Origin of the sequence: Actinacidiphila rubida (assembly GCF_900110255.1) — a bacterium.
In the GTDB taxonomy this organism is placed as follows: domain Bacteria; phylum Actinomycetota; class Actinomycetes; order Streptomycetales; family Streptomycetaceae; genus Actinacidiphila; species Actinacidiphila rubida.
The window spans coordinates 67,374-89,376 of the sequence record NZ_FODD01000033.1; the positions used below are offsets into that span (position 1 = coordinate 67,374).

A 22,003-nucleotide genomic window follows, 5' to 3' on the forward strand; every position below is an offset into this window, starting at 1 on the left:
GGGCGGAGGACGCCATTCCGTTTTTCTCTGTTTCTCCTTGAGTGCACTTCTAGCAGGCTGTGATTCCATGGGGACACGGCCATGATCACCTCGGTGGGAAACGCATTCCGCCCGCGCCGGGAATGGTGAGGCGCGCACCCTCCGGATCCGCGCCCGGGACAATCACCGGATTCCTTCCGCGGGCCGCTGGTGTTCGCCGCCGACGGTGTTCCGCAGAATAAAGGGGGTCGCTGAATGGGTTCGCCCAGTATCGCCGTGAGCCGCCGGGACATCTCCTTCAGCCTGCCGTACTCCTACGCCCGCGGGAACGACCTGGCCTGCACCGTCGTCCGGGTCGAGGTCCGCGACGGGACGTGGACGGGCCGCGGCGAGGGCGCACCGTTCGAGAGCTTCTTCGAGACCTCGGCCGACGAGGCGGTGCGGGCCCTGGAGCACCTGGCGGCGACCGTCCCGCCCGCAGCCCTGGACCGGCAGGCGCTGCTGACGCTCATGGAACCGGGCGCGGCCCGCAACGCCCTGGACGCGGCCCTGTGGGACCTGGAGGCCAAACGCGGCGGCCGGCCGGTGTGGGAACTGGCCGGAACACCGCAGCCCAAGCCGCTGGAGATCATGACGACGATCTCCATGGCCGACCCGGACCAGTTCGCCCAGGAACTCGCCGAGAGTCGGCACGCACGGATCCTGAAACTGAAACTCGGCTCCGACCACGACACCGAGCGGCTGGAGCGGACCCGCGCCCGGCGCCCCGACGCGCACCTGGTCGTCGACGTCAACGGCGGCTGGTCGCCCGCGACCCTGCGGGCCATGCTGCCCGTCCTGGAACGCCACGACGTGCGCATGCTCGAACAGCCCGTGAGCCGGCACGACGAGGAGTGCCTGCGGGGGCTGCCGCACCCGATGCCCATCGTGGCCGACGAGTCGTTCCAGCACGAGGACGACCTGGACCGGGTGACCGGCCTGTATGACGGCATCAACGTCAAACTCGACAAGTGCGGCGGGCTGACGGCGGCACTGCGGATCTTCGCGCGCGCCCGCGCCCGGGGGCTGCGCCTGATGCTGGGCTGCCTGCCGGGAAGCTCCCTGTCCTCCGCGGTGGGCTTCCACGCCGCCCAGTGCGCGGAGTTCGTCGACCTCGACGCGCACCTGCGGCTGGTGGAGGACGTCGAGCCGCGCATGACCGCCACCGGCGGATGGCTGCAGCCCCCGGCGCCGGAGCTGTGGGGATGACCGCGCCCGCGCCCACCACCACCGAGGCCGGGAACGGCGGCGGGCTGCCCCTGGTCGTCCTCGTGCACAGCGGCTACCAGCTGCTGCGCGAATACCTCTTGGAACAGGTCGCCGCCTGCGCGCGGGTGTGGCTCTTCCAGGGCACCGAACCCACCTGGGAGAAGCCCTACCTGGCCGGCCACACCGTCGTCGACCCCTACGACGTGACCGCCATGACGGCCGCCGCCCACGACCTCACGGCACGCCACCGGGTGCAGGGGGTGGCCTGCTGGAACGAGCTGCTGGTCGAGCAGACCGCCCAGCTGCAGGCCGCACTCGGCCTGCCCGGCGCCGACCCGCAGGCCGTCAGCCGCTGCCGCGACAAGCACCTGACCCGCCGGTTCCTGGCCCAGGCCGGCGTCCCGCAGGCCACCTCCCTGCCGGTGGCGTCCGCGGCCGAGGCCGCCGCCGCGGCCCGGCACCTGGGCTACCCGGTGGTCGTCAAACCCCGCGCGCTCGGCGCGAGCGTGGGAGTGCGCCGCGTCGACTCACCCGCCCACATCGCCGACGCCTACACCCAGGCCGGCGCCCTGAACCTGGAAGGGGTACCGGACTTCGGCGGCAGCGTGCTGGTCGAGGAGTACCTGGACGGCGAGGAGATCAGCGTCGACGCGGCCGTCCGCGACGGCCGCCTGACCTTGCTGTACGTGGCGCACAAGACCTGCGCGTTCCCGCCCTACTTCGAGGAGGTCGGCCACAGCGTCGCCGCGGACGACCCGCTGCTGGACGACGCCGCCCTCATCGACGTCCTGGAGCGCGCGCACCGGGCCGTGGGCTACGACACCGGCATCACCCACACCGAACTGCGCCTGACGTCGGCCGGCCCGAAGGTCGTCGAGATCAACGCACGCCTGGGCGGTGACCTCATCCCCCTGGTCGCCGACGTCGTCGCCGGCGCCGGCCCCGGACGCCTGGTGGTGGACGTCGCCTGCGGCCGCCCGGTCCGCGCCCCGGGCCGCCGGCCGGCGTGCGCGCAGGTCCGGTTCCTGTACCCCGAAGCGGACTGCGTGGTCACCGAGGTGCGCATCGACCGCGACGCCCTGCCGGCGGGAACGGTGCGGGCGGAGCCGATGGCCCACCCGGGGCAGCAGCTGTCCCTGCCCCCGGCCGGGCACGTCACCAGCCGCTACGGATACGTGCTGGTCACCGGCCCGACCGCGCAGCACTGCCGGCGCACCGCGCAGGCGGCCGCCCGCGCGGTGCGCCTGGTGGCCGCCCGCCCGGACCACGCCGGCCCGCCCGGCCCCGACGACCCGCACCCGCAGCAGGAGCAGTACGTATCCGGCGGACAGGAAAGCTGAGGCACGCGACGCCGTGACGGACAAGGTCACCGAGGACTACCTGCGCCGGACCCGTGATCCGCACGCCGCGCTCGGGCACGCCATGGACCGGATCACCTGGCCCCCCGCCCTGGCCGCCGCCGCCGGGCACCGGCTCCTGCCGCGGCCGCTGTTCCTGGCCGCGCAGCACCTGGACCGTGCCGCGCACGACGTGGTGCAGCTCTTCGGCCTCCTCACCGCCCTGCCGGACCTGCTCTTCGACGGCGACCTGAACCGCTACTGCGCGGCCGTGGGGATCGACGCCCGCAAACAGCGGCTGATCACCTCCCTGGGCGGCACGGCACCGCCCCTGTACGGGCGGGCCGACCTGTCCTACGACGGGCAGCGCTTCCAGCTGCTGGAGTTCAACGTGGGCAGCGAGATCGGCGGCGTGGACCGCGCGGGCACCATCCCGCGCCTGCTCGCCCGAGCCGACGCGTTCCGCCCGTTCGCCGCCGCCCACCACCTGGCCCACCTCGACACCGACCGTCTCGTGGCCGGCGCCCTGCGCACCGCCGCCGCCACCGTGACGGCGCAGGCAGCGCCGACCGTCGCCCTGCTGGAGGCCCCCGGCGGCCTGGGGCGCTTCGGCCCGGTGTGGCAGGCCCTGGCCGAACTGATGCGCGGCCACGGCATCGACTTCCTCGTCGGCGAGGTCCAGCACACCCGCCGCCGCCACGGCCGCCTCACCCTGGACGGCCGCCGTCTGGACGTCGTCCTGCGCTGCTTCTCCGCCGAGGAGATCCTGGCCCACCCCGACGGCGAGGACCTGGTCGCCGACGTGCTGGACGCCCACCGCGAGGGCACCTGCGTGCTGTTCACACCGCTGGAGTCCGCGCTCTTCCACAACAAGGCCGCCCTGGCGCTGCTCAGCGACCCGCGGGCACGCGCGGCACTGCCCGCCGCGCAGCAGGACCTCGTCGACCGCTTCCTGCCCTGGACCCGGACACTGCCCGCCGACCCCGGCGCCGACCGCGCCCTGCTCGAGCAGTGCATGGACCTGCGCGAGGAACTCATCCTCAAGCCCTCCGCCCAGTACGGCGGCAACGGGGTGGTCGCCGGCTGGGAGACCACCGGCGACCGCTGGCGGCAGGCCCTGCACGCCGGCCACGCCGCGGGCGCCGTCGTCCAGCAGCGGGTGCGGCCCCGCCCCGAACCCGTCGCCGACACCCGCACCGGCGAGATCCGCGACTGGACGGCCGTGTGGGGACTGTTCGTGGCCCCCGCCGGCCCCTCGGGCATCTACGCGCGGGCCGTCCCCGACACCGCGGGCGCCGTCGTCGGCATGGGCGTCAACCAGCAGGCCCGCACCGCCGGCGTGTTCACCCACCCCGCCCCCGCCGCACCACCGGGCCCACCGTGCGACCGCCCCTGACCCGCACCGGGACCCGCCGCCGGCTGCCGGCCCGCACCGGCCTGCTGGCCCGCCACCGGGCATTCCGCCGCCTGTGGACCGGCCAGGCCGTCAGCCAGTGCGGCACCCAAGTCAGCATCCTGGCGCTGCCGTTCACCGCCCTGCAGACCCTGAACGCCACCACCTTCCAGATCAGCGCCCTGCAGGCCGTCCAGATCGCCCCCTACCTCGTCATCGGACTGCCCGCCGGCGCCTGGGTCGACCGCCTGCCCCTGCGCCACGTCCTGGTCTGGAGCGACACCCTGCGCGCGGCGGCCCTGCTCACCGTCCCCCTGGCCTGGGCCGCCGGCGCCCTGACCCTGGCTCACCTGTACACCGTCGCCCTGGCCGTCGGCATCGCCACCGTCTTCTTCGACGTCGCCTACCAGTCCTACCTGCCCGACCTCGTCGCCGCCGATGAACTGGCCGAAGGAAACGCCCAGTTGGAACTGGCCCGCTCCACGGCGCGGGTGCTGGGGCCGGGACTGGGCGGCTGGCTCATCGCGGTACTGCGCGGACCGCTGGCCCTGAGCGCCGACGCCCTGTCCTTCCTGGTCTCCGCGCTCACGATCCCCCGCACACCCACCGCCCCCTCCCGTGCCGACGCGGACGGCCCGCGGGCGCCGTTGCGGCACGAGGTGGGGGAGGGCCTGCGGTTCGTCCGCCGCCACCGCGTCCTGGCCCCCGTCACGGCGACCGCGGGACTGCTGAACCTCTCCTACGGCATGACCTTCGCTCTGCTGGTGACCTTCGGCTCCCGCCAACTGGGCCTGTCACCACGCGAGATCGGCCTGGTGACCGCGCTGGGCAGCGCCGGATTCGGCGCCGGAGCCCTGTGCGCCCCCCGCGTCCTGCGCGCGATCGGTACCGGCCCCACCATGGTCTGCGGCGCCGCCGTCGCCGCGGCAGGGGCACTGGGCCTGCCGGCCGCGATGTACGGGTACCCGCGCACCGCGATGGTCGCCGGCCTGTTCGTCCAGTGGTTCGGCGTCGTCCTGTTCAACGTCACCCAGGTGAGCCTGCGTCAGTCGGTCACCCCCCGTGCGCTGATGACGAGGATGAACGCCACCGTACGGTTCGTGGTGTGGGGGATGCTGTCGGTCGGCGCCCTGTGCGGCGGTGCCCTGGCCGCCTGGACGGGCCTGCCCACGGCCATGTGGATCTCCGCCGCGGCCGGCGCACCCGCCTTCCTGCTCCTGCTGCCCCGCGCGGTGCGCGCCGCCGGCGGCGGGCCCGGGCCGCCGGCACCAGACGGCACCCGTTCAGGGCGGGACGGTGACCACGCACCGCTGCATGACCAGCCGTCACACGACAGGATGTGAGCCACCGGCTGTGGCACCCGCCACGGCACCACCGGGAAGGAACCCACCGCACATGGCCCTCGAAGCCCCGCGCCCCCTGGACGACCGCCGGCACGACACCCTCAAGCGCCTCGAGAACGACATGGACGTGTGGGTGTCCACCGCGAGCCCGGACGGCGCCCCCTACCTGGTGCCGCTGTCGTTCCTGTGGAGCGACGGCGCCTTCCTGGTGTCCACCCCGCCCACCTCCACCACCGCCCGCAACCTCACCGCCGGCCCCCACGTACGGCTGGCCCTGGGCGCCACCCGCGACGTCGTCCTCATCGACGCCACCGCCCACCTCCTGCCCACCGGAGACCTCGGCGACCTCGGCGACGCCTACGCCCGGCACACCGGCTGGGACCCGCGCCAGGAGCCCACCCCCTACGCGTTCTTCCGCCTCACCCCGCACCGCATCCAGGCCTGGCGCGAGGTCAACGAACTCGCGGGCAGGACCCTCATGCGCGACGGCCGCTGGCTCGACTGACCCCACCCCCGCACGCGTTCGGCCACCACCCCCGCGCGTTCCGTGAGTTCCGGGAGAGATGCCATGCCCCTGCAGACCATCAACGACCGCATCGCCGTCGTCGTCGACGGCCACTCCACCGGAGCGCTGCTGGCCCCCGCCTTCGCCGCCTTCGGCATCGGCTGCGTCCACGTCGCCAACCGCACCGAAGCCTCACCCGCCCACCTGCGCACCTTCGCCCCCGAGACCTACCGCGCCCGCTACGACTTCGACGGCGACTGGCCCCGACTGCTCACCGCACTACGCGCCCACCCCGTCGCCTGGGTGATCGCCGGCACCGACTCCGGCATCGCCGTGGCCGACCGCATCGCACACGAACTGGGCATCACCCGGCACAACTCACCGGCCACCTCCCACATCCGCCGCGACAAGTCCGCCATGCAACACGCCGCCGCGGCCGCCGGCCTGCCCGTCGCCTGGCACACCACCGCCCACACCGCCGCCGACGCCGCCGACGCCCTGCGCCGCAACGGCGGCCCCGCCATCGTCAAACCCCTGCGCAGCGGCGGCACCGACGGCGTCCAGCTGTGCACCACCCCCGAACACGCCGCACACGCCGCACACCAACTCCTGGCCAGCCGCACCATCTACGGCGAACCCAACACCACCGTCCTGGTCCAGGAATACCTGCCCGGCGACGAATACATGGTCAACTCCCTCAGCGCCGACGGCCACCACGTCATCACCGAGATGTGGCGCTCCCACAAGACCCTCGTCGGCTCCTCACCCGTCTACGACTACGCCGAACTCGTCCCCGCCGCCCACGACCACGGCACCGTCGCCGGCTACGTCCAGTCCGTCCTGGACGCCCTCGGCATCCGCTGGGGCCCCGCGCACACCGAGATCATCGTCACCCCCCGCGGCCCCCGGCTCGTCGAAAGCGCCCCCCGCCCCCAAGGCACCCTCGACGTCTCCGCCCTCACCCGCGCCACCGGACGCAACCCCGTCACCGACACCGTCCACACCCTGATCGACCCCGGATTCCTCACCTCCGCGGCCCTCCCCACCACCCCCGTCGTCCGCGCCGCCCGCGGCGTCAGCCTCATCTGCCCCGCCACCGGAACCCTGCGCACCGACCTCGACTGGCCCCGCATCCGCGCGCTGCCCTCCTACCACAGCCTCCTCACCACCATCGCCCACGCCGGCGACAAAGTCCGCCGCACCGACGACCTCTTCTCCCGCCCCGGCGCCGTCTACCTCATCCACGACGACCCCACCGTCGTCGAAACCGACCACGAAACCATCCGCACGTGGGAACGCAGCGGCTTCTACGACATCGAAGAGGACGCTCCCGCACCCCGGTGAAACACCCCGCCACCCGGGGGGACCCGCCGCGACACCGGCGGCATCGGTGAACCCGGTGAGGGTGATGTGTGGGAAGAGAGAAAGGGACGGGGATCCGAACATCCATGGCTTTCCCCTGGGCTGATTCTCCACGACGCTGACCCGGTCGCGATCTTCACGCCCCGAGGAGAGTCATATGCGCCTGCGCGCACCGCTGTTGAGCACCCTGACCGTGGCCCTGACGGCGATATCGTTCATGGTCCTGGGCCCCGCCGCGGTGTCGCATGGCGCCGGAGCCCCACCGCGGACGGCACCCGCGCACTCGTGCGCGACCGCCAAGGCCGGCTTCGCCGCATGCAAGGCGATCGTCCGCACCGACATCGTGGCCGCCAAGCCGCTCGCGGCCGGCGCCACACCCTCCGGCTACGGCCCCTCCAGCCTGCGGTCCGCGTACACGCTGCCGTCCGCCACCGCCGGTTCGGGCCGCACCGTCGCGATCGTCGACGCCTACAACGACCCGACCGCGGAGGCCGACCTCGGCGTCTACCGCAGCCGGTACGGGCTGCGGGCCTGCACCACCGCCGGCGGCTGCTTCAAGAAGATCGACCAGAACGGCGGCACCAGCTACCCGGCCGCCGACGGCGGCTGGAGCCAGGAGATCTCGCTGGACCTCGACATGGTGTCGGCGATCTGCCCCAACTGCCACATCCTGCTGGTGGAGGCCAAGACCGCGTCCTTCGCGGACCTGGGCGCCGCGGTGAACCGCGCCGCCAAGACCGCGGGCGTGGTCGCGATCAGCAACAGCTACGGCGGCTCGGACGCCTCCGACGCCACGTACGGCGCGTACTACCACCACCCGGGCATCGCGGTGACCGCCAGCTCCGGCGACAACGGCTACGGCGCCAGCTACCCGGCGTCCTCGCACTACGTCACCGCCGTCGGCGGAACGACCCTCAGCCCCGCCTCCAACTCCCGCGGCTGGACCGAGACCGCGTGGAGCCGCGCGGGCAGCGGCTGCTCCGCCAACAACACCGCCCTGAGCGCAGCCGCCTCCTTCGGCACCGGCTGCACCCGCCGCGCCGAGGCGGACGTCTCCGCGGTCGCCGACCCCTCCACCGGCGTGGCCGTCTACGACAGCACCGCCTACCAGGGCCGCTCCGGCTGGCTGGTCTTCGGCGGCACCAGCGTCTCCTCGCCGGTCATCGCCTCGGTGTACGCCCTGGCCGGCAACACCGCCTCGATCGACAACAACTACCCCTACCGGCATGCCTCTTCGCTCAACGACGTCACGTCCGGCAGCAACGGCCTGTGCCTGCTGGCCCCCACGCAGTGGTGCCACGCCCGCACCGGATGGGACGGCCCCACCGGCCTGGGCACCCCACACGGCACCGGCGCCTTCTGACCACCACCACGCCCCGCGCACCCGCCGTCCGGGGATGTGTCCCCTCAACGACCGATCCGGGCCGGCGGGTCGGCGGATCGGCCAGAGGCCGTCTCGGCTCTCGCGGCGAGTCGCACCGGCCCACTGCGCGATCGACTCGGTGAGCGTGCGGGCGTTCGAGGAGCTGCGGGCGTTGGCGGGTGTGAGCCTGCGTCGGAACACCCACCGAGGATGCGGACCGGGAGAGCCAGGCAGCGTAATTGCTCTGACACGCTCAGTCGAATTCATGGCGGAAGCGTGCCGAACAGTGTCACGGTCCGTAGAGCCGGATGGTCGCGGCGGTGAGATGACGAACGAGGTCGGGGCGCACGGAAGCCCCGCCCGGCACGGGGCCATTCGGGGCGCTCGCTGTGTCGCGAATGGCCTACGGGTCTCGGTTCCGTGAATCGCCGCATACCACTACATCAAGTGTCTTTACGGGCGTGCTGCGGCTCGCGTGGTGCCGCTGAGGAACACGGTTGCCCTGTCCAACCCGTGCAGGTGCAGTAGTGCCTGCTGAGACAGGAGATCTTTCTATGCGTGTTTCTCGCTTTGCTGCCACGCTGGGTGTGGCAGTCGCCGCGGTGCTGGGTGGTGCTGGGGTTGCGAGCGCCGCCACGCCGGGAATGGCTGGTGCTTCCGCATCGCATCGCCAGGACGACCGGGGCGCGTACACCGCGGACCACTACCGGGGCCCGGACTCCGGGTACTACAACCACGGCAGCGGTCGCGGCGACGACCGGCGGGACGAGGACTGCGGTCGTCAGGACCGGCGGGACGACCGGCGGGACGAGGACTGCGGTCGTCAGGACCGGCGGGACCACGACGAGTGGAGCCGTCACGACCGGCGGGACCACGACGACCGGGGAGGCAGCTACCGTCATTACGAGCGCTGACACATGCGCCTGGTAACCGCCGGCTCCTGAGTCGCAGGGGGCGCCCTCCGCAATGACGGAGGGCGCCCGAACGCCTGGACCGTGTCCTGCGCATCCTCGTCCTGCCACGCGCAGCGCACTGACCTCGCGCCACAGCCACAGCCACAGCGCACCGGCGGACGGACACAGGGTGCTCGATGCCGTAGGCGGTGCCGGTGTCCTTCGCCCGGTCCCGGACCTCGGGGTCTGGCCGGCGCGCACGCGCCGACGTCCGCGCGGGAGAAGGACCTGCCGTGCGTGTCACCCATGACCGGCGGCCAGCCGGTCGGTCAGCAGGCCGGTCATGGCCCGCACGCCGTGGCCGATCGCGCGCTAGTCGGCGGCGAAGTCGGGGGTGTGCGGCGCGCCGTTCCTCCCCGACTCGGCGTCCGCGACGCCGAGGTAGAACTGCGCGCCCGGCGCCTGGTCGAGGAACAGTGCGAAGTCCTCGCAGTTGAAGGGCCAGGATGCCCGGGCCCACACGACGGAGTCGGGCCCCAGGGCCGCGCTCAGGTACCGGCCGGCCGCCGTGCTGAGCTCCGCCGAGTTCACCATGGCGGGGAACGGATCGCCCGGGAACTCCACGTGTCCGCCCGCGGCCGCCGCGAGCTGCCCGACCCGCGCGCGCAGCTGCGCCAGCCGCTCCTGCGGCCAGGCCCGCAGCAGGACGTTGGCGACCGGGTGCCCGTCGGGCGTCCGCTCGCTCCACTGGGCCACGCACACCGATTCCTGGACCGACGCGGCGGTCTCGGGCTGCAGCAGCGCGTGGAAGATCGCGCGGTACTCGGCGATGCTCTGCGGGAACCCGACGGTGCCCAGTTCCGCCACCCTGGCCGCGAGGGCGGTGACGGCCGCGTCGTCGCCACCGGGCAGCGTGATCCGGATGTGGTCGAGGCCGGGCAGGCCGTATCCCGGAGAGACCCCGATGGTGCCGGAGGGAAACGGGCCGCAGTGCAGCGCGTAGAACTCGCGCGGCGCGAGCCTGTGCACCAGGCCGGTCTCCAGCATCGCGCGGGCGCCCTGCAGGTTCTCCTCGGCCGGCTGGAAGACGAACACCAGCCGGCCGCGTACCGCACCGGCGTCCTGAGCGAGCGCCCGGGCCACGCCGACGCCGATCGCGGTGTGCAGGTCGTGCCCGCACAGGTGCGCGGCGCCGGGGACGCGGGAGGCGAAGCCCTCGTCGAAGGCCCGGCCCGACCGCGGGAAGGGCAGCACGCTGGTTCGCGTGTCGACGGCGTCCATGTCCGCCCGGTACGCGACCGTCGGGCCGTCCGCGGAGCCGTCGAGCACCGCGAGGACCCCGTGACCGCCGACACCGGTCGTCACCTCGAGCCCGGCCGCGCGCAGCTGCTCCGCGACGAGCCCGGCCGTCTCCCGCTCCTGGCCGGCGAGTTCGGGCCGGCGGTGGATCTCCCGCCGGAGCTCGATCAGTTCTTCCGCACGATTCGTCACCGGTCAATCGTGCGCCCGACCGCGGCTATTGGGCACCGTTCGGTGACAGCTTCCGGGTGACCCGGCCGAACAGCTCCGTCAGCGGTCCGCCGGCATCCCGGCCGAAGCCGGCCGGCCCGTGGGTGGCCAGAGGCGGCATCGCCGGTTCGACCTCCCGCCGGACCAGCGTCAGTGGTCGTGGCGATCGCAGCCGTCATGACGCCCGTCGCGGTCGTGCCCGTGGTGCCTGATCGTGGTGGTGTCGGTGGCGGTGCGGGTGGCGGGGTCACCGCCTCCGGTGACGGTGGCGGTGTTGGTGACCCGCGCACGGGCGTTGCAGGAGATGCCGACCTTCAAGGTGACGGGCGGGTAGTGGTGCCCGGCGGGCAGGACGTCGCCGCGGGTGCAGGTGAGGGTGGCCGGCGTGCAGCGCCATCCCCGGCCGGTGATCCTGTCGGCCCGAAGACCCGCGGGGAGGACGTCGTGGACGGTGACCGTGGTGCCGTTGGTGGGGGCGGCGGCGGTGGTGGCGTCGCCCACCGTGATCGTGTACACGCCGTCCTGGCCCTGGACGAAGGTGCCCGCGTGCGTCTTGGCGATGGTCAGGGAGGGCCGGCGGACCGGAACGACGGTAAAGGTGAGGCCGGTATCGGCGGTGCCGGCGGTGGCGGCGGTGCCGCCGGGGTGGGTGGCGGCGGTGCCGCCGGGTGCGGTGAGAGCGGTGGCGGTGAAGGTGTCCATCACCGGCGCCGTCCCGTCGTTGACGTAGGAGCGCTGGACCGTGGCGGTCGAGGCCGTGGCCACGACGATCGCCAGGACGGCCAGCCGGGCCATCGTGACCTTCCCCGTCCTGCGGGCCCGCGCCCTCAGCCGCAAGCGAAACATGCCGTGCCTACCTCCCGTGCCGGGGCTTGCTCCAGCCCGCCCTTTCCCCTGCCTGAACAGCGACATCTCCACTTCCCAACCGTCGATGACAAGCCGTAGTCGGATCTCGGCGCGCGGAACGCCGGCGCCGCCGCGAAAAGGGGCCGGCGGCACGCTCGATGACGACCCGTCATATGTCGCCCATGGAGCGGATCAACCGGCTGCGGGGGCGACCCTGGGCTGGGAGTGGTCACCGGCGGCGCCGCAGGAACGTGGACAGCGGAAGGCACACGGCGGCGAGGACGAGGACGGAGAGCCCGGCGACCACAGGGCTGGGGAAGCGCCCTTGCCCGACGGCCGCCGCGGCGACCGTTCCGGCGCCACCGGAAGCCGCCGGGAAGGTGATGGTGGCGCGTGTGGTGCGCTCGACCAGGCCGCTGTTGAACGTGAGCGCCACGGTCCAGGGGCCGGCCGGCAGTTGTGCGTCCAGCGGGACGACCGCCTCCGCATGGTCACCCGGAGCCAGTGCGGTGTCCGTCTCGGCGGCCGGGAACGGTCCGGCGCGCAGCCCGGCCGGCCCGTCGGAGAGGGCGAGCGCCCCGTTGATGTCCAGGGCGCGGCCCCCCGTGTTCTGGATCCGGGCGCGGACCTCCGCCCGCCCGTCGCGGGCCCGGGACACAGAGAGCCGCCCGATCGTGAAGTCCGAGGGTGGCTCACCACCGGGACCGACGTCGATGTACATGCGGACGCCCACCCGGCCCAGCATCGTCAGCGTGTGCGAGCGGTCCGTGCCGATGCCCGTCTGCGCCCAGATGACGCCGTACCGCTCCCCGGCGGCGGCGTCCCTGGGCACCTGGATGGTGGCGTGTACCCGTGCTGTTTCGGAGGCCGCCAGCTCGAGGTCCGCGGTGTCGAGTGAGGTCCAGCCGGTCAGTTCGTCGGGGGTGCGCTGCGGCGCGAAGGTGAACGTGCCGTTGGCGATGGCGGCCGCCGCGGCGTAGACGTTGACGTGGATCGGTGTGGACGACTCGTTGGTGACCTCCACCCGCCGCTCGATGGTCGAGCCGGGCGCGAGGTGGTCGATGATGTAGGCGTGTGCCCGGGGATCGGCACGGCGGCTTTCCGGGGCGTCGAGCAGCTTGATGCCGATGGTCCTGCTCCCGGCCGGGTGGGCGGGGGAGGACGGCTCGGGCGTCCCCGCCGCCGGGGTCATCGCGGCCGCCGGCGTCGCTCCGGTGGCCGGGGTCATCGCGGCCGCCTGGACGAAGGCCAGCGCCAGCAGCACAACCCAGTACCGGCGCGCGCCCTTCAGTGCGTCAGGCAACGGATTGGGTCAGCGTTCCGGTGTAGGCCCCGCCGACGGCGGCGGCGGGCACGTGAACGGTGACGGTCGGGTTCCAGGTCGCGGTGTTGTCTCCGACCCCGGCGCTTCCGGTGACCACCGTCTGCGCGGAGTTGCTCAGCGTCACGGGCGTTGTGGTGGCGGTGATGGTACCGGTCGTCGTGATCGACCCGGGATCGTAGCCGGCGCTGGTGGCGGGGATCGTCGAGGGACCGCTGGCGAAGTCCGTCTCCGCCGCGGTCACCGTCCAACTGGCCGAGGCCAGGGCACGGTCGTCGGTGACGGTCACGGGACCGAGCGCCCCGCTGATCGTGGTGCCGGGCGCTCCCGAGCCGAGGGCGACGCTGACCGGTACCGACATCGTCAACGCGCCCGAGGTGACGTTGTACGTGATGGTGGTGGAGGGGTCGTCGGCCGCGACGGCGAGGCCCGGCTGGACCAGGACGAGCGCAGTGGCTGCGGCCGCGACAGACAGGCTTCGTGCGCGCACGGTGACTCCCGAGGTAGCCGACGCCGGCCAGCGGATGTGCTGGCCGACAGCGGACGTGCTGGCTGACGCGAGGCAGACAATCGGGCGCGGCCTGTTCACACAAGCCGACGCGCGCCGCGCTGCGCCACACGAATGACCACATTGGATCACCTGGCCGCGGGGGACGGGTGGGCGGCGGCGACCGGCGTCGTCAACCGCGAACCGTGCGCTCAGAGGGGGAGGTGGGCGTGGATGACGCCGGGAATCGCCGACCAGGCGGCCAGGCCGCTGGGGGTGAGGAGGGCGGCCCAGTAGTCGTCGGGAGAGGAGGGGCTGCCAACCAGGCGAATGAGCGGGTCCTTGACGGGCGCCGTCAGGTGGAGCGGGGCGGAGAAGGTGATGACGTAGGTCGTTCCGGCATCGCAGTGCAGCACGGCGTGCACGGGTGTGCCGGAGACGGCGAACGCGATCCGGACCTGCTCCTTGCGCTGCCCGCACTGGTAGAGGAGGCCGGCGGCGGTGGTGCGGCCGGCCAGGTGCTGCTCGGCGGGTGCGGGCCCGAGTGTGAGCGTGTCCGGGTCGGGGACTCCGGAGCGGGACTGGCCGCCCACCCGGCCGACGACGAGCCACCAGCGCACGTTCCCGGTCGTGCGGACCGTCATGGTGACCGGTGTGCCGGGTGCGACCACCGTGTTGGGGCCGGAGCGGACGCCTTCGGCGACGAGGTCGGCCTCGGCGCTCAACCCTGCCGCGCAGTTGGGGGTGGAGGGTCGCGGGGGGACGGACAGGTCGCTGCCGAGCGTGCCGTGGTCGTCGACGCCGATGGCGCCCTTGCCCACGCAGCGCAGTTCGACGGCGCCGATCCTGCTGCCGTCGGGGATCGTCACCTGTTTGGTTCCCGGACCGGTTCCGTAGGCGATGGCGAGACTGGTGGACAAGGTGGTGTTGGGCACGGAGAACAGTGCCGGGTAGTGGCCGTCGGCCGTGGCCGGGGAGGTGGTCTTGGGGGTGGCCGCCGGTGTCGGCGTGGCGGTTGCCCGGCCGGTCCGGCCGGCCTGGCTGGGCGCTCCGGCGGGGTGGGCGCCCTGGTCGAGGAGGGCCGGCGTCATGGCTGCGGCCACGGCCACGACGGCCAGGGCGCTCGCCGCGCCCGCCCTGTGGGTGCGGCGGCGCCGGGACGCGCGCAGCTGCACCTGGGCGAGCCGGCGGGGGTTGCCCGGTGGGTCTGCCGCGGCGTCGGCCAGCAGGCCGGGCAGGCGGTTTTCGAGGTCGTCCGCGTGGTGCGTGGTGTTCATGGCGGTGATGGACTCTTTTCCGCGGTCGTGGGAAGGGGGCCGGGTCAGCTCGCGGCGCCGGTGAACGCCTTGAGCAGCTCAGGGTGCGCCCGCAGTTTCGCCAGCGCGCGCGAGGACTGGGTCTTGACGGTGTCCACCGAGCGGTTGAGGCAGTAGGCGGTCTCGGCGACGGACAGCCCCTCGTAGTAGCGGAGCACGACGACCGCCTGCTGGGCGGGCGAGAGTTCACCGATGAGCCGCAGGACCAGCGCGCGGGTGGCGTAGCGTTCGGCGAAGTCCTCGACGGCCGGCAGGCGTTCGCCGTCCCAGAAGTCACCGCTGGGTAGTTCGTGCCGCCAGCGCCGCCGCCACCAGGTGGCGTAGGAGGTGACGAGGATGCGCCGTACGTAGGGTTCCGGGAACTCCTCGATCTGCTTCCAGCGCGGGTAGGCCTTGGCGAGGGCGGTCTGCAGGAGGTCCTCCGCCTTGCCCCAGTCGCGGGTGAGCAGGAAGGCCGTCCGTAAAAGGGTGGGGCCGCGTGTCGTGACGAACGCGTCGAAGGTGACCTTGGCCTCTTCGGCCGTCGGGGACATAGGCGGTACCTCTGATCTGCCGGGTGCGGCGGTCCGGTGGTGCGGCGGGGCGGCGGTTCGCGGTGGCCGGGGAGCGGGCGTTCTGGCCCGGGGCCGGTTCGGGGCGGGTCCGCTTGCGGGTTTCGCAGACCTGACGACGACGCGGGCCTACATGGTGGCAACCACCGCGCGGTCGTTGCCGATTCGTTACGGCACCTGCGGGGGTGCCGCCTCCGCGCCCCCAAGAACCCTGCGCGGCCCGGAGGACCCGGAAAAGAGCAGGACGCTGCCCGTCGCCCACGGACACCGTCCGGCCGGACGACCGGGTCGGCCCCCGGAGCCGGCGTCGCTGGGCTGGTTTCCTTGACGGTTGGGCCGGCGCGGGATTCACTGCGGGATCGACAGCGAGACATGGGGGCGGGCAACGGTGATCTCGGAGCCGGAAATGGGCGACGGGCCCGAGAACCGCTGGGGCGCCGGTGCTTTCGCCGACACGGTCGGTACAGCGCCGGCCAACCGAGGCGGATGGCCGTGGAGATGGGTCGTCGGAGCCGTCATAGCGACCTCGGCTGCGGGGGCGCTGGTACTCCACCTCACCGGGTACGGACAGGCATCCCGTCCCGATCTTCACCACTACACGCTCTCGGAAAGCCCCTGCAGCGGCGACAACCTCAAACCACTGACCGACTCCTTCGCCACCGAGCACTTCGCGGCGGCCCCGGCTGCCATACGGACCGGCCCCGCGCTCGACCTGGCCCAGTGCACACTCGACGCGCAAGGCTCCGTCGGAGCCAAGTGGGCGGTCCTCTACAACGCCGTCGTCACGGTGCAGCTGCACAAGAAGACCGACCCGGCCCCTGAATTCGACGACCTCGGCGGCCCTCACCCCTTGGGGCAGAATGCGCCGTGGATGGCGGTCGTCGATCCGTCGGGCATCGTGACCTCGAGCAGAGCCCAGGCCAGCGTTCCTGTGCCCGGTCTCGGGGACAGCGCCTACCTGCTCACCGACGACGACGGCGACGAGACCCTGACCGTCCGTCACGGCGGCGCGGTCCTCACCATTGCCCTCAGCGTTGCTGAACAGTGGAGCGGACCGGGCGGGGCCCCGCCCCCGGACGCAGATGGCTACCCGCAGAAGCCGCCCCGCCTGAACGCCTTCCGCCCGGCCCTTGTCGCCACCATGCGCACGCTGATGACTGCCCTGTCCCGGTGAGGCCGCAGGACGCCTGGAGACAGGGGCTTCGCCGCCCGCAACGCCTCCGGGGCTGACGGCCGAGCGCGGCCCGGGTCCGGCTGGTGCCGGCGGGCTGGGCGGGCCCGGTATCGGCGCGGCAGCCGCCGCGGTGTATGACCCGCTCGGGGCGGCCGCTGCCGGGCAAGGGCGTTTCGACACCTGTCTGGCGCGGGGGCCGGATAACGGGAAGGACGTTCAGCGCCGCGGCCGGCCGCCCGGCGCGCCCCGCGGTGGCGGGCGGCGGCGTGCCCGCCGAAAGCGTAATCGGCGGGTGCCCCCGCGGTGGTCGGCCAGGCTTTGCCCATGAGCGTGAGCGTCGAGGATCCCGAAAGCCGCAACCTGGCGCGGCTGATCGCGCTGTCCGACGGGATCTTCGCCATCGCGATGACGCTGCTGGTGCTCGACATCCATGTCACCAGCGGTCTGAACCCCGCCGAATTCCGCAGCATGCTGCACGACCTGCTGCCCCACATCGGCGCCTACGCGCTGAGCTTCACCATCCTCGCCGCCTTCTGGCGCGACCACCGGCGGATGCTGCAGATCGCCCGCCGGGTGGAAGGACCGGCGCTCCGGCTCACGCTCGCCGGGCTGGGCGCCATCGCGCTGCTGCCCTTCCCCACCACCTTGTTGTCGGAATACGGCTCCCAGCCCCTGGCCGTGGCCCTCTACGCAGGCACCGTCGCCCTCATCGACCTGCTGCAACTGGCGGTGATCCAGGTCATCCGCCGCGAACGGCGGGCCGAGGGGGCGGGCCGCCACGAGACGACCGCAACCAGCTCCGGCGATCTGGACATCGTCACCGACCTGCTCGTGACCGCTGCGGTCTTCGGCGCCACGGTGCCGATCGCCTTCGCCTCCCCGAAAGCGGCACTGTGGACCTGGCTCGTGCTGGTCCCCCTCAAGTTCGCCCTGGGCCACCGCGCCCGCGCACACCCCCGGGGCAAGGGCGGCTGAAACGCACCGGGGCATAGCTGGCATCGAGCGCTGGTAGCGGGGCAGGTGCGGGGGGAGCGCGGCGAGCGCGACACCGTCGCCTTCACGGACCGGGCCGACGTCGGCCGGGGCCGGCGCGAGGACCGCACGACCGCGTCGTCCAACGGGTCGGCACTCACGCCGCGTTCGGCGGTCAGCAGAGCCCACGGACTCCTCGGGCCGGCCGAGATTCCGCAGCGAACCGGCCAGCTGGATCACCGCACGGCGTCGCCGCCTGCCGGTCGGGCCGAGTTCCAGAGCCCGTTCGTACGGGCGGCACGGCACGGTCGCCAGCGCAGCCTCATCCAGGCCGTCGAGCAGCTGAGTGCCTGCTCGCTCCCACGCAGTGGTGCCACGCCCGCACCGGAGGGGACAGCCCCACCGGACGGGGCGCCCCCCACGGCACCGGCGCCTTCCGACCCACAACCACGCCCCGCGAACATGCCGTTCGGCGACGCCCGTTCGGCCGGGCAGTGGATCGGCGACAGGTCGTGCCGAACCTGCGCGAGACCCTCTCGACGACCCCTCTCTCGCGGCCGCGCCTGCGCTCCGGCGCGGTCGCGCCGGTCCGGACCGACCAGCCGCGCCGACCGGGGGCCCGGCCGGCGCGGCGGCGGCCGCGTCACGAACAGACGGCGCTCACCCCGCCCGTGACGTCGTCGACGGTGAGCTGGAACGGCGCCGCGCCGTCCAGCGTCACGGTCCAGCCGTGCACGACGGTCCCCGACGCCGGCTCGTCGGCAAGCCATGTCACGGGGGCAGGACGGCCGCAGTCCGTGCCGCCCTTGCCGCCACCTGCCGGGTGCCCGTAGTGGCCGGCCACCGCCGGATCACCGGGCTCACCCCCGCGTGCGGTGCAACTGATCGCGGTGATCCGGCCGGTGACCGGATCCAGGGCCAGGGACGCCTGCCGGTCCAGCAGGGTCGTGCCGCGGTAGAACAGGACGTTCCCCGGATCGGCGGCCAGGACGCCGTCGGCCCGCTCGCCGCAGGTGACCCCGAGCCCGCCGTCGCCCCAGACCCGGGTGAACGCGGCGGAATCGGAGAACAGTGCACGGACCGTCGTGAGGTCGACCTGCCCGCGCACCGAGGGGTGCTGGTACATCGTCGCCGCGGGAAACAGCCCGCGCACCACGGCGTCCGCGCCGATCGGCGCGGACGGCACCACCGGACGCGTCGGGGCGAGGGTCGCCGGCGGCAGCGGCCGGTCGCGGTGACCGCCGCCCGTGCCGAGCACGATCACCGCCGTCGACGCGGCCGCGGCCACCACCGCCCCCACAGCGAGGGCGAACCGCGAGCGCCGCCAGGCTCCGGCCGCCCTCGCGATCGCCACCGGATCGAAATGCGGCGGCTGCTCGCAGCCGGCGAACTCGGCCATCACCGCGGTGAGTTCCGCCTCCAGCCGGGGCCCTGCGGCGGCGTCGTGCGCCGCGCTCACGTCGTCCATCGCGTCCTCGCGCTCCGCTGTCATCGGGTACCTCCCCGGGTCGGGCCGGCGGCCTTGTCGCCGGCCCGGGCCCGCAGCTTGCCCAGCCCCCGGGCGGCCTGCGAGCGCACCGTGCTCTCGCGGATCCCCAGCAGGGCGGCGATCTCCGTGTCGGCCAGGTCCTCGAAGTAGCGCAGGACCAGGACGGTCCGCATGCTGACCGGCAGGGCCCGCAGGCCCCGCATCAACTCGTCGCGGGACAGGATCTGCTGGTAGGCGTCGGACCCCGGCGACGGCGGGCCGCTGTCGCCCAGCAGCACCTCGGTCCCGGCGCGGCGCCGCAGCCGATGCCGGTCGTACACCAGGTTCACCAGGACCCGCCGCGCGTACGCCTCGGGCGCCTGGGCACGGCTCACCGTCCGCCAGTGGCGGCACAGGCGCTCCAGCGTCGACTGCACCAGGTCCTCGGCCTGGCCCCGATCTCCCGTCAGCAGCACCGCCGTTCGGAACAGCGCCCCCGATCTCGCCCTCACGAACGCGCTGAACTCCGCCACGTCGTCGGGACGCATTCCCACCCCCTGTTCGCGCCATCCCTCACTGTCTCCACCCCACCAGACGGCGAACACCCCCACACTGCTGCACACCTGACCGCCCGTGACACATTCGTGATCCCGGCGGCCGCCGCCGGTCCAGGCCGCACGGGTTCCTCAGGGGTGCTCTGCGCGTTAGCGTCATGAGGGTGATCGCAGACCGCCGCTCCGTCCTGGTCGAGGTACGCAAGTACGACGGCGCGCTGAGCGGACGGTGGACAGCCGGCCGTCTGGGCCAGGACGAGCACGGGGTGTGGCTGGGCACGGCGCAGGGGGTCCCCGTCCAGTCGGACGCCGGCGGCTGGCCGAACCGGTTTCCCCACGTGATGGTGATTCCCCGCGGTCAGTGGTGGATCGCCACGTTCTGCGCGGACCCGGGACCCGAGCTGTACGGCGACATCTGCACCGTGCCCGAGTGGAACGCCGACCGGACGGTCCTGCACGCCGTCGACCTCGATCTCGATGTCGTGCGGCCCCGGGGCGGCACCGCCTACAGCAAGGACGAGGACGAGTTCGCCGAACACCGGGTGCGGTTCGGCTATCCCGATCATGTCGTCGCCCGGGCCCGGCAGACATGCCACTGGCTGATGGCGGCCGCCCGCCGCGACGGCCACGGCGCCGAGCCCTTCGCATCGGCCTACCGCGACTGGCTCAGCCTTTTCGTGGGCCCCCCGCTCCTCCCGTGAATGCGAAGCTGCCCTGTGAGGGCAGAAGGCCGCGGGCATGTCCGGATTGGTAAGTGTCACTTTTTGGGCATGCGCCACACGCACGGTGCGAACACGCAGCTAGCCGTCGCTTTCCACGCTCTGCCTCGCCACGGACCCGGCGGTAACCACCTGGGCATGCCGGCCGACGTGGGATAGGAGACCGCCGACATCCGGAGCAACCCGATCAGCCTCTTCAAGGCGTGCGTGGTCATCAGCAACGTCGACGACTGCGCACCCGACTACGCAGGCACCGGCCGCTAGCTGCTTCCGGACAGCGGCCGTGCCTTCCGGCGGGCGCCGGCCCCGTACGGCGCCCGCCCATCAACCGGACGGCCCGGGCCGTCCGCCACGGCGCCCAGCCGCCCGCGTACGGCGGCCGGAAGCGCAAGGGCCTGCGCGCCGTACCGCCGGAGTCCGCGCGAAGGGCCGCGGCCACCTCGGCTACGTGCGTCAGTCCCTGAGGCGGGTCCCGCCGCCGGCGCCGTGGAGCAGCATCACGGAGGTGCGGAACTGGGCTGCAGCGGTGGGGGCGTCGACGAGGCCGGCGCGGACCCGCTGGTTGGCGGCGTGTCCGAGAGCGACCGTCGCCGTCACCAGCCATCCGATGTCCAGTGCGGTGGTGAACTCACCGCCCTCGCGGCCGCGTTGGATGACGGATTCCAGCATCTGCTGGACCGGAACGTGGCGGGCGGCGTCCGCCTCCCAGGCGGGTTCATGTTCGGCCAGGGCGGCCAGTACGGCTTGCTCGGCCAGCAGGGTGCCGACAGCGGTGAGGAACCTGTCGAGTGCCTCGGTGGCGGTGCCGGCCTGGACGTCGGCGGCCTCCAGCACGGCGATCGCCCGGCGACTGAGCTCGTCGCGGACCGCCGACAGCAGTGCCTCCCGCGTGCCGAAGTGCACGTACGCCGTCTGCCGGGTCAACCCGGCTGCGGCGGCGATCTCGGCCATGCCCGCTTCGGGGCGTGAGGACAGGACCTGTATCGCAGCCGAGAGCAGAGTCGCGCGGTTGCGCGAGACCTCCACCCGCTGGCGGCGACGCCTTATCTCTGACACGGTTGACAACTTTAGCAGGGTGCTCCGACGATGACGGACATGCCACAGACAGCCGAGGTAACCGAACAGGCGGCCCGCCGCCTGCTGATCGACTACACGCGCGACATCGCCCAGTCCGAGGAGGACCCGGCCCTGATCGTGGACCGCGCCATGACCGCCGACGTGGTGTGGGTCACCGACGGCAACGCTCTCACCCGGAACCAGCTGATCGCCCACGCGGCCCCGACCCGCAAGAACGTCACCGCCGGCGAGCTGACGATCGATGAACTCCTCGTCGACGGCCACCGGTTCGCGGCCCGCTGCCGACTCGTCGCCGAGCACCGCAACCTCGGCAGCGTGCGGATGGACTGGATCCTGATGGGCGAGGTCGCCGACGACGGACGGGTGCGGCGCATCCACCAACTCGCCAGACCGGCCTGATCACATCCGGTCGGTCCTCCATCTGTTTGAGCCTGCGCCCAAGAGCGGGAAGGCGCGGTGTGGAGATGGCCTGTTCGAGTGCCTGGTCCGCGACACGCGCGGAGCACCGGCCCCGGCGACCGGTCGACTCATACCGTGAAGCCACGAGGGCTACGGCACGCGTGTGTCAACAAAGTGGAGGCAGGCC

The 22,003-nt window shown here is 73.1% G+C and carries 21 protein-coding genes and 1 pseudogene; 12 read left to right on the forward strand and 10 right to left on the reverse strand.

The features are described from left to right. Positions 1 to 234: 234 nt before the first annotated feature. From BMW99_RS28545 to BMW99_RS41505, 8 genes are all read left to right on the forward strand, one after another. Entirely contained in the window at positions 235 to 1,227 is a 993-nt protein-coding gene (locus BMW99_RS28545) for a dipeptide epimerase (protein WP_069464275.1), read from the forward strand. Next, positions 1,224 to 2,567: an ATP-grasp domain-containing protein gene (locus BMW99_RS28550; RefSeq protein ID WP_069464276.1), complete on the forward strand. Its 1,344-nt coding sequence runs from the start codon at positions 1,224 to 1,226 to the stop codon at positions 2,565 to 2,567. Before BMW99_RS28545 ends, BMW99_RS28550 begins: the two co-directional genes overlap by 4 nt. 13 nt (positions 2,568 to 2,580) lie before the next feature. Further along, complete coding sequence (locus BMW99_RS41500) at positions 2,581 to 3,960, forward strand: hypothetical protein (RefSeq protein WP_075017811.1); 1,380 nt, start codon at positions 2,581 to 2,583, stop codon at positions 3,958 to 3,960. After that, entirely contained in the window at positions 3,945 to 5,300 is a 1,356-nt protein-coding gene (locus BMW99_RS28560) for an MFS transporter (protein ID WP_177226118.1), read from the forward strand. The genes BMW99_RS41500 and BMW99_RS28560 overlap by 16 nt, the downstream gene beginning before the upstream one ends. 52 nt (positions 5,301 to 5,352) lie before the next feature. After that, positions 5,353 to 5,805, forward strand: coding sequence for a pyridoxamine 5'-phosphate oxidase family protein (locus BMW99_RS28565; protein WP_075017812.1), 453 nt, complete (start codon positions 5,353 to 5,355; stop codon positions 5,803 to 5,805). A gap of 63 nt (positions 5,806 to 5,868) precedes the next feature. Then, positions 5,869 to 7,149 (forward strand): ATP-grasp domain-containing protein, encoded by a 1,281-nt coding sequence (locus BMW99_RS28570; RefSeq protein ID WP_075017813.1) that lies wholly within the window; start codon positions 5,869 to 5,871, stop codon positions 7,147 to 7,149. A 175-nt stretch (positions 7,150 to 7,324) separates the two neighbouring features. Next, on the forward strand, positions 7,325 to 8,530 hold the full coding sequence (locus BMW99_RS28575; protein WP_075017814.1) for a S53 family peptidase: 1,206 nt from the start codon (positions 7,325 to 7,327) through the stop codon (positions 8,528 to 8,530). Positions 8,531 to 9,174: 644 nt separating this feature from the next. Then, positions 9,175 to 9,444: a hypothetical protein gene (locus BMW99_RS41505; protein ID WP_075017815.1), complete on the forward strand. Its 270-nt coding sequence runs from the start codon at positions 9,175 to 9,177 to the stop codon at positions 9,442 to 9,444. A gap of 351 nt (positions 9,445 to 9,795) precedes the next feature. Here the strand turns inward: BMW99_RS41505 and BMW99_RS28585 are convergent, their stop codons facing one another. The 6 genes from BMW99_RS28585 to BMW99_RS28615 all read right to left on the reverse strand — a co-directional run bounded on the left by BMW99_RS28585 (position 9,796) and on the right by BMW99_RS28615 (position 15,435). Then, positions 9,796 to 10,914: a M20 metallopeptidase family protein gene (locus tag BMW99_RS28585; RefSeq protein ID WP_079138418.1), complete on the reverse strand. Its 1,119-nt coding sequence runs from the start codon at positions 10,912 to 10,914 to the stop codon at positions 9,796 to 9,798. A 168-nt stretch (positions 10,915 to 11,082) separates the two neighbouring features. After that, positions 11,083 to 11,778 (reverse strand): DUF11 domain-containing protein, encoded by a 696-nt coding sequence (locus tag BMW99_RS28590; protein ID WP_141726134.1) that lies wholly within the window; start codon positions 11,776 to 11,778, stop codon positions 11,083 to 11,085. A 229-nt stretch (positions 11,779 to 12,007) separates the two neighbouring features. Further along, positions 12,008 to 13,081, reverse strand: coding sequence for a COG1361 family protein (locus BMW99_RS28595; RefSeq protein ID WP_218159320.1), 1,074 nt, complete (start codon positions 13,079 to 13,081; stop codon positions 12,008 to 12,010). Continuing rightward, positions 13,074 to 13,589, reverse strand: a complete 516-nt coding sequence (locus BMW99_RS28600; RefSeq protein WP_069463607.1) for a hypothetical protein — start codon at positions 13,587 to 13,589, stop codon at positions 13,074 to 13,076. Before BMW99_RS28600 ends, BMW99_RS28595 begins: the two co-directional genes overlap by 8 nt. Positions 13,590 to 13,798: 209 nt before the next feature. Then, positions 13,799 to 14,863: a hypothetical protein gene (locus BMW99_RS28605; protein ID WP_069463608.1), complete on the reverse strand. Its 1,065-nt coding sequence runs from the start codon at positions 14,861 to 14,863 to the stop codon at positions 13,799 to 13,801. 44 nt (positions 14,864 to 14,907) lie between these two features. Beyond that, the gene (locus BMW99_RS28615) at positions 14,908 to 15,435 is read right to left on the reverse strand and encodes a SigE family RNA polymerase sigma factor (RefSeq protein WP_069463609.1); all 528 of its coding nucleotides are present in this window, start codon (positions 15,433 to 15,435) and stop codon (positions 14,908 to 14,910) included. 406 nt (positions 15,436 to 15,841) lie between these two features. On the opposite strand from BMW99_RS28615, the gene BMW99_RS28620 reads away from it, so the two are divergent. Both BMW99_RS28620 and BMW99_RS28625 read left to right on the forward strand, forming a co-directional pair. Then, positions 15,842 to 16,627: a hypothetical protein gene (locus BMW99_RS28620; RefSeq protein WP_075018315.1), complete on the forward strand. Its 786-nt coding sequence runs from the start codon at positions 15,842 to 15,844 to the stop codon at positions 16,625 to 16,627. A 324-nt stretch (positions 16,628 to 16,951) separates the two neighbouring features. Next, positions 16,952 to 17,602, forward strand: coding sequence for a TMEM175 family protein (locus tag BMW99_RS28625; RefSeq protein ID WP_069463611.1), 651 nt, complete (start codon positions 16,952 to 16,954; stop codon positions 17,600 to 17,602). Positions 17,603 to 17,620: 18 nt separating this feature from the next. On the opposite strand, the pseudogene BMW99_RS43175 reads toward BMW99_RS28625, so the two are convergent. From BMW99_RS43175 to BMW99_RS28640, 3 genes and pseudogenes are all read right to left on the reverse strand, one after another. Further along, positions 17,621 to 18,046, reverse strand: a pseudogene (locus tag BMW99_RS43175) (tetratricopeptide repeat protein); the annotation flags it as partial. 196 nt (positions 18,047 to 18,242) lie between these two features. Beyond that, positions 18,243 to 19,091, reverse strand: a complete 849-nt coding sequence (locus BMW99_RS28635; RefSeq protein WP_069463612.1) for a hypothetical protein — start codon at positions 19,089 to 19,091, stop codon at positions 18,243 to 18,245. Continuing rightward, a complete protein-coding gene (locus BMW99_RS28640) occupies positions 19,088 to 19,615 on the reverse strand; it encodes a SigE family RNA polymerase sigma factor (RefSeq protein ID WP_069463613.1) in 528 nt (175 codons plus the stop codon). Before BMW99_RS28640 ends, BMW99_RS28635 begins: the two co-directional genes overlap by 4 nt. A gap of 170 nt (positions 19,616 to 19,785) precedes the next feature. Between BMW99_RS28640 and BMW99_RS28645 the strand changes: the two genes are divergently transcribed. After that, entirely contained in the window at positions 19,786 to 20,322 is a 537-nt protein-coding gene (locus BMW99_RS28645) for a DUF402 domain-containing protein (protein ID WP_218108414.1), read from the forward strand. A gap of 471 nt (positions 20,323 to 20,793) precedes the next feature. Here BMW99_RS28645 and BMW99_RS39425 read toward each other — a convergent pair whose 3' ends face one another. Then, positions 20,794 to 21,396 carry a TetR family transcriptional regulator gene (locus BMW99_RS39425; protein ID WP_176735479.1) on the reverse strand — a complete coding sequence of 201 codons (603 nt, stop codon included), beginning with the start codon at positions 21,394 to 21,396 and terminating at the stop codon, positions 20,794 to 20,796. A gap of 39 nt (positions 21,397 to 21,435) precedes the next feature. On the opposite strand from BMW99_RS39425, the gene BMW99_RS40880 reads away from it, so the two are divergent. Continuing rightward, positions 21,436 to 21,816 (forward strand): nuclear transport factor 2 family protein, encoded by a 381-nt coding sequence (locus BMW99_RS40880; RefSeq protein ID WP_176735480.1) that lies wholly within the window; start codon positions 21,436 to 21,438, stop codon positions 21,814 to 21,816. The last annotated feature ends 187 nt before the right edge of the window (positions 21,817 to 22,003 follow it).

Bases quoted from the DNA above. Each gene is read 5' to 3' on its own strand.
- BMW99_RS28545 (WP_069464275.1), top strand. From the start codon at position 235: ATGGGTTCGCCCAGTATCGCCGTGAGCCGCCGGGACATCTCCTTCAGC.
- BMW99_RS28550 (WP_069464276.1), top strand. From the start codon at position 1,224: ATGACCGCGCCCGCGCCCACCACCACCGAGGCCGGGAACGGCGGCGGG.
- BMW99_RS28565 (WP_075017812.1), top strand. From the start codon at position 5,353: ATGGCCCTCGAAGCCCCGCGCCCCCTGGACGACCGCCGGCACGACACC.
- BMW99_RS28570 (WP_075017813.1), top strand. From the start codon at position 5,869: ATGCCCCTGCAGACCATCAACGACCGCATCGCCGTCGTCGTCGACGGC.
- BMW99_RS28575 (WP_075017814.1), top strand. From the start codon at position 7,325: ATGCGCCTGCGCGCACCGCTGTTGAGCACCCTGACCGTGGCCCTGACG.
- BMW99_RS41505 (WP_075017815.1), top strand. From the start codon at position 9,175: ATGGCTGGTGCTTCCGCATCGCATCGCCAGGACGACCGGGGCGCGTAC.
- BMW99_RS28590 (WP_141726134.1), bottom strand. From the start codon at position 11,778: ATGTTTCGCTTGCGGCTGAGGGCGCGGGCCCGCAGGACGGGGAAGGTC.
- BMW99_RS28605 (WP_069463608.1), bottom strand. From the start codon at position 14,863: ATGAACACCACGCACCACGCGGACGACCTCGAAAACCGCCTGCCCGGC.
- BMW99_RS28615 (WP_069463609.1), bottom strand. From the start codon at position 15,435: ATGTCCCCGACGGCCGAAGAGGCCAAGGTCACCTTCGACGCGTTCGTC.
- BMW99_RS28625 (WP_069463611.1), top strand. From the start codon at position 16,952: ATGAGCGTGAGCGTCGAGGATCCCGAAAGCCGCAACCTGGCGCGGCTG.
- BMW99_RS28635 (WP_069463612.1), bottom strand. From the start codon at position 19,091: ATGACAGCGGAGCGCGAGGACGCGATGGACGACGTGAGCGCGGCGCAC.
- BMW99_RS28640 (WP_069463613.1), bottom strand. From the start codon at position 19,615: ATGCGTCCCGACGACGTGGCGGAGTTCAGCGCGTTCGTGAGGGCGAGA.
- BMW99_RS40880 (WP_176735480.1), top strand. From the start codon at position 21,436: ATGCCACAGACAGCCGAGGTAACCGAACAGGCGGCCCGCCGCCTGCTG.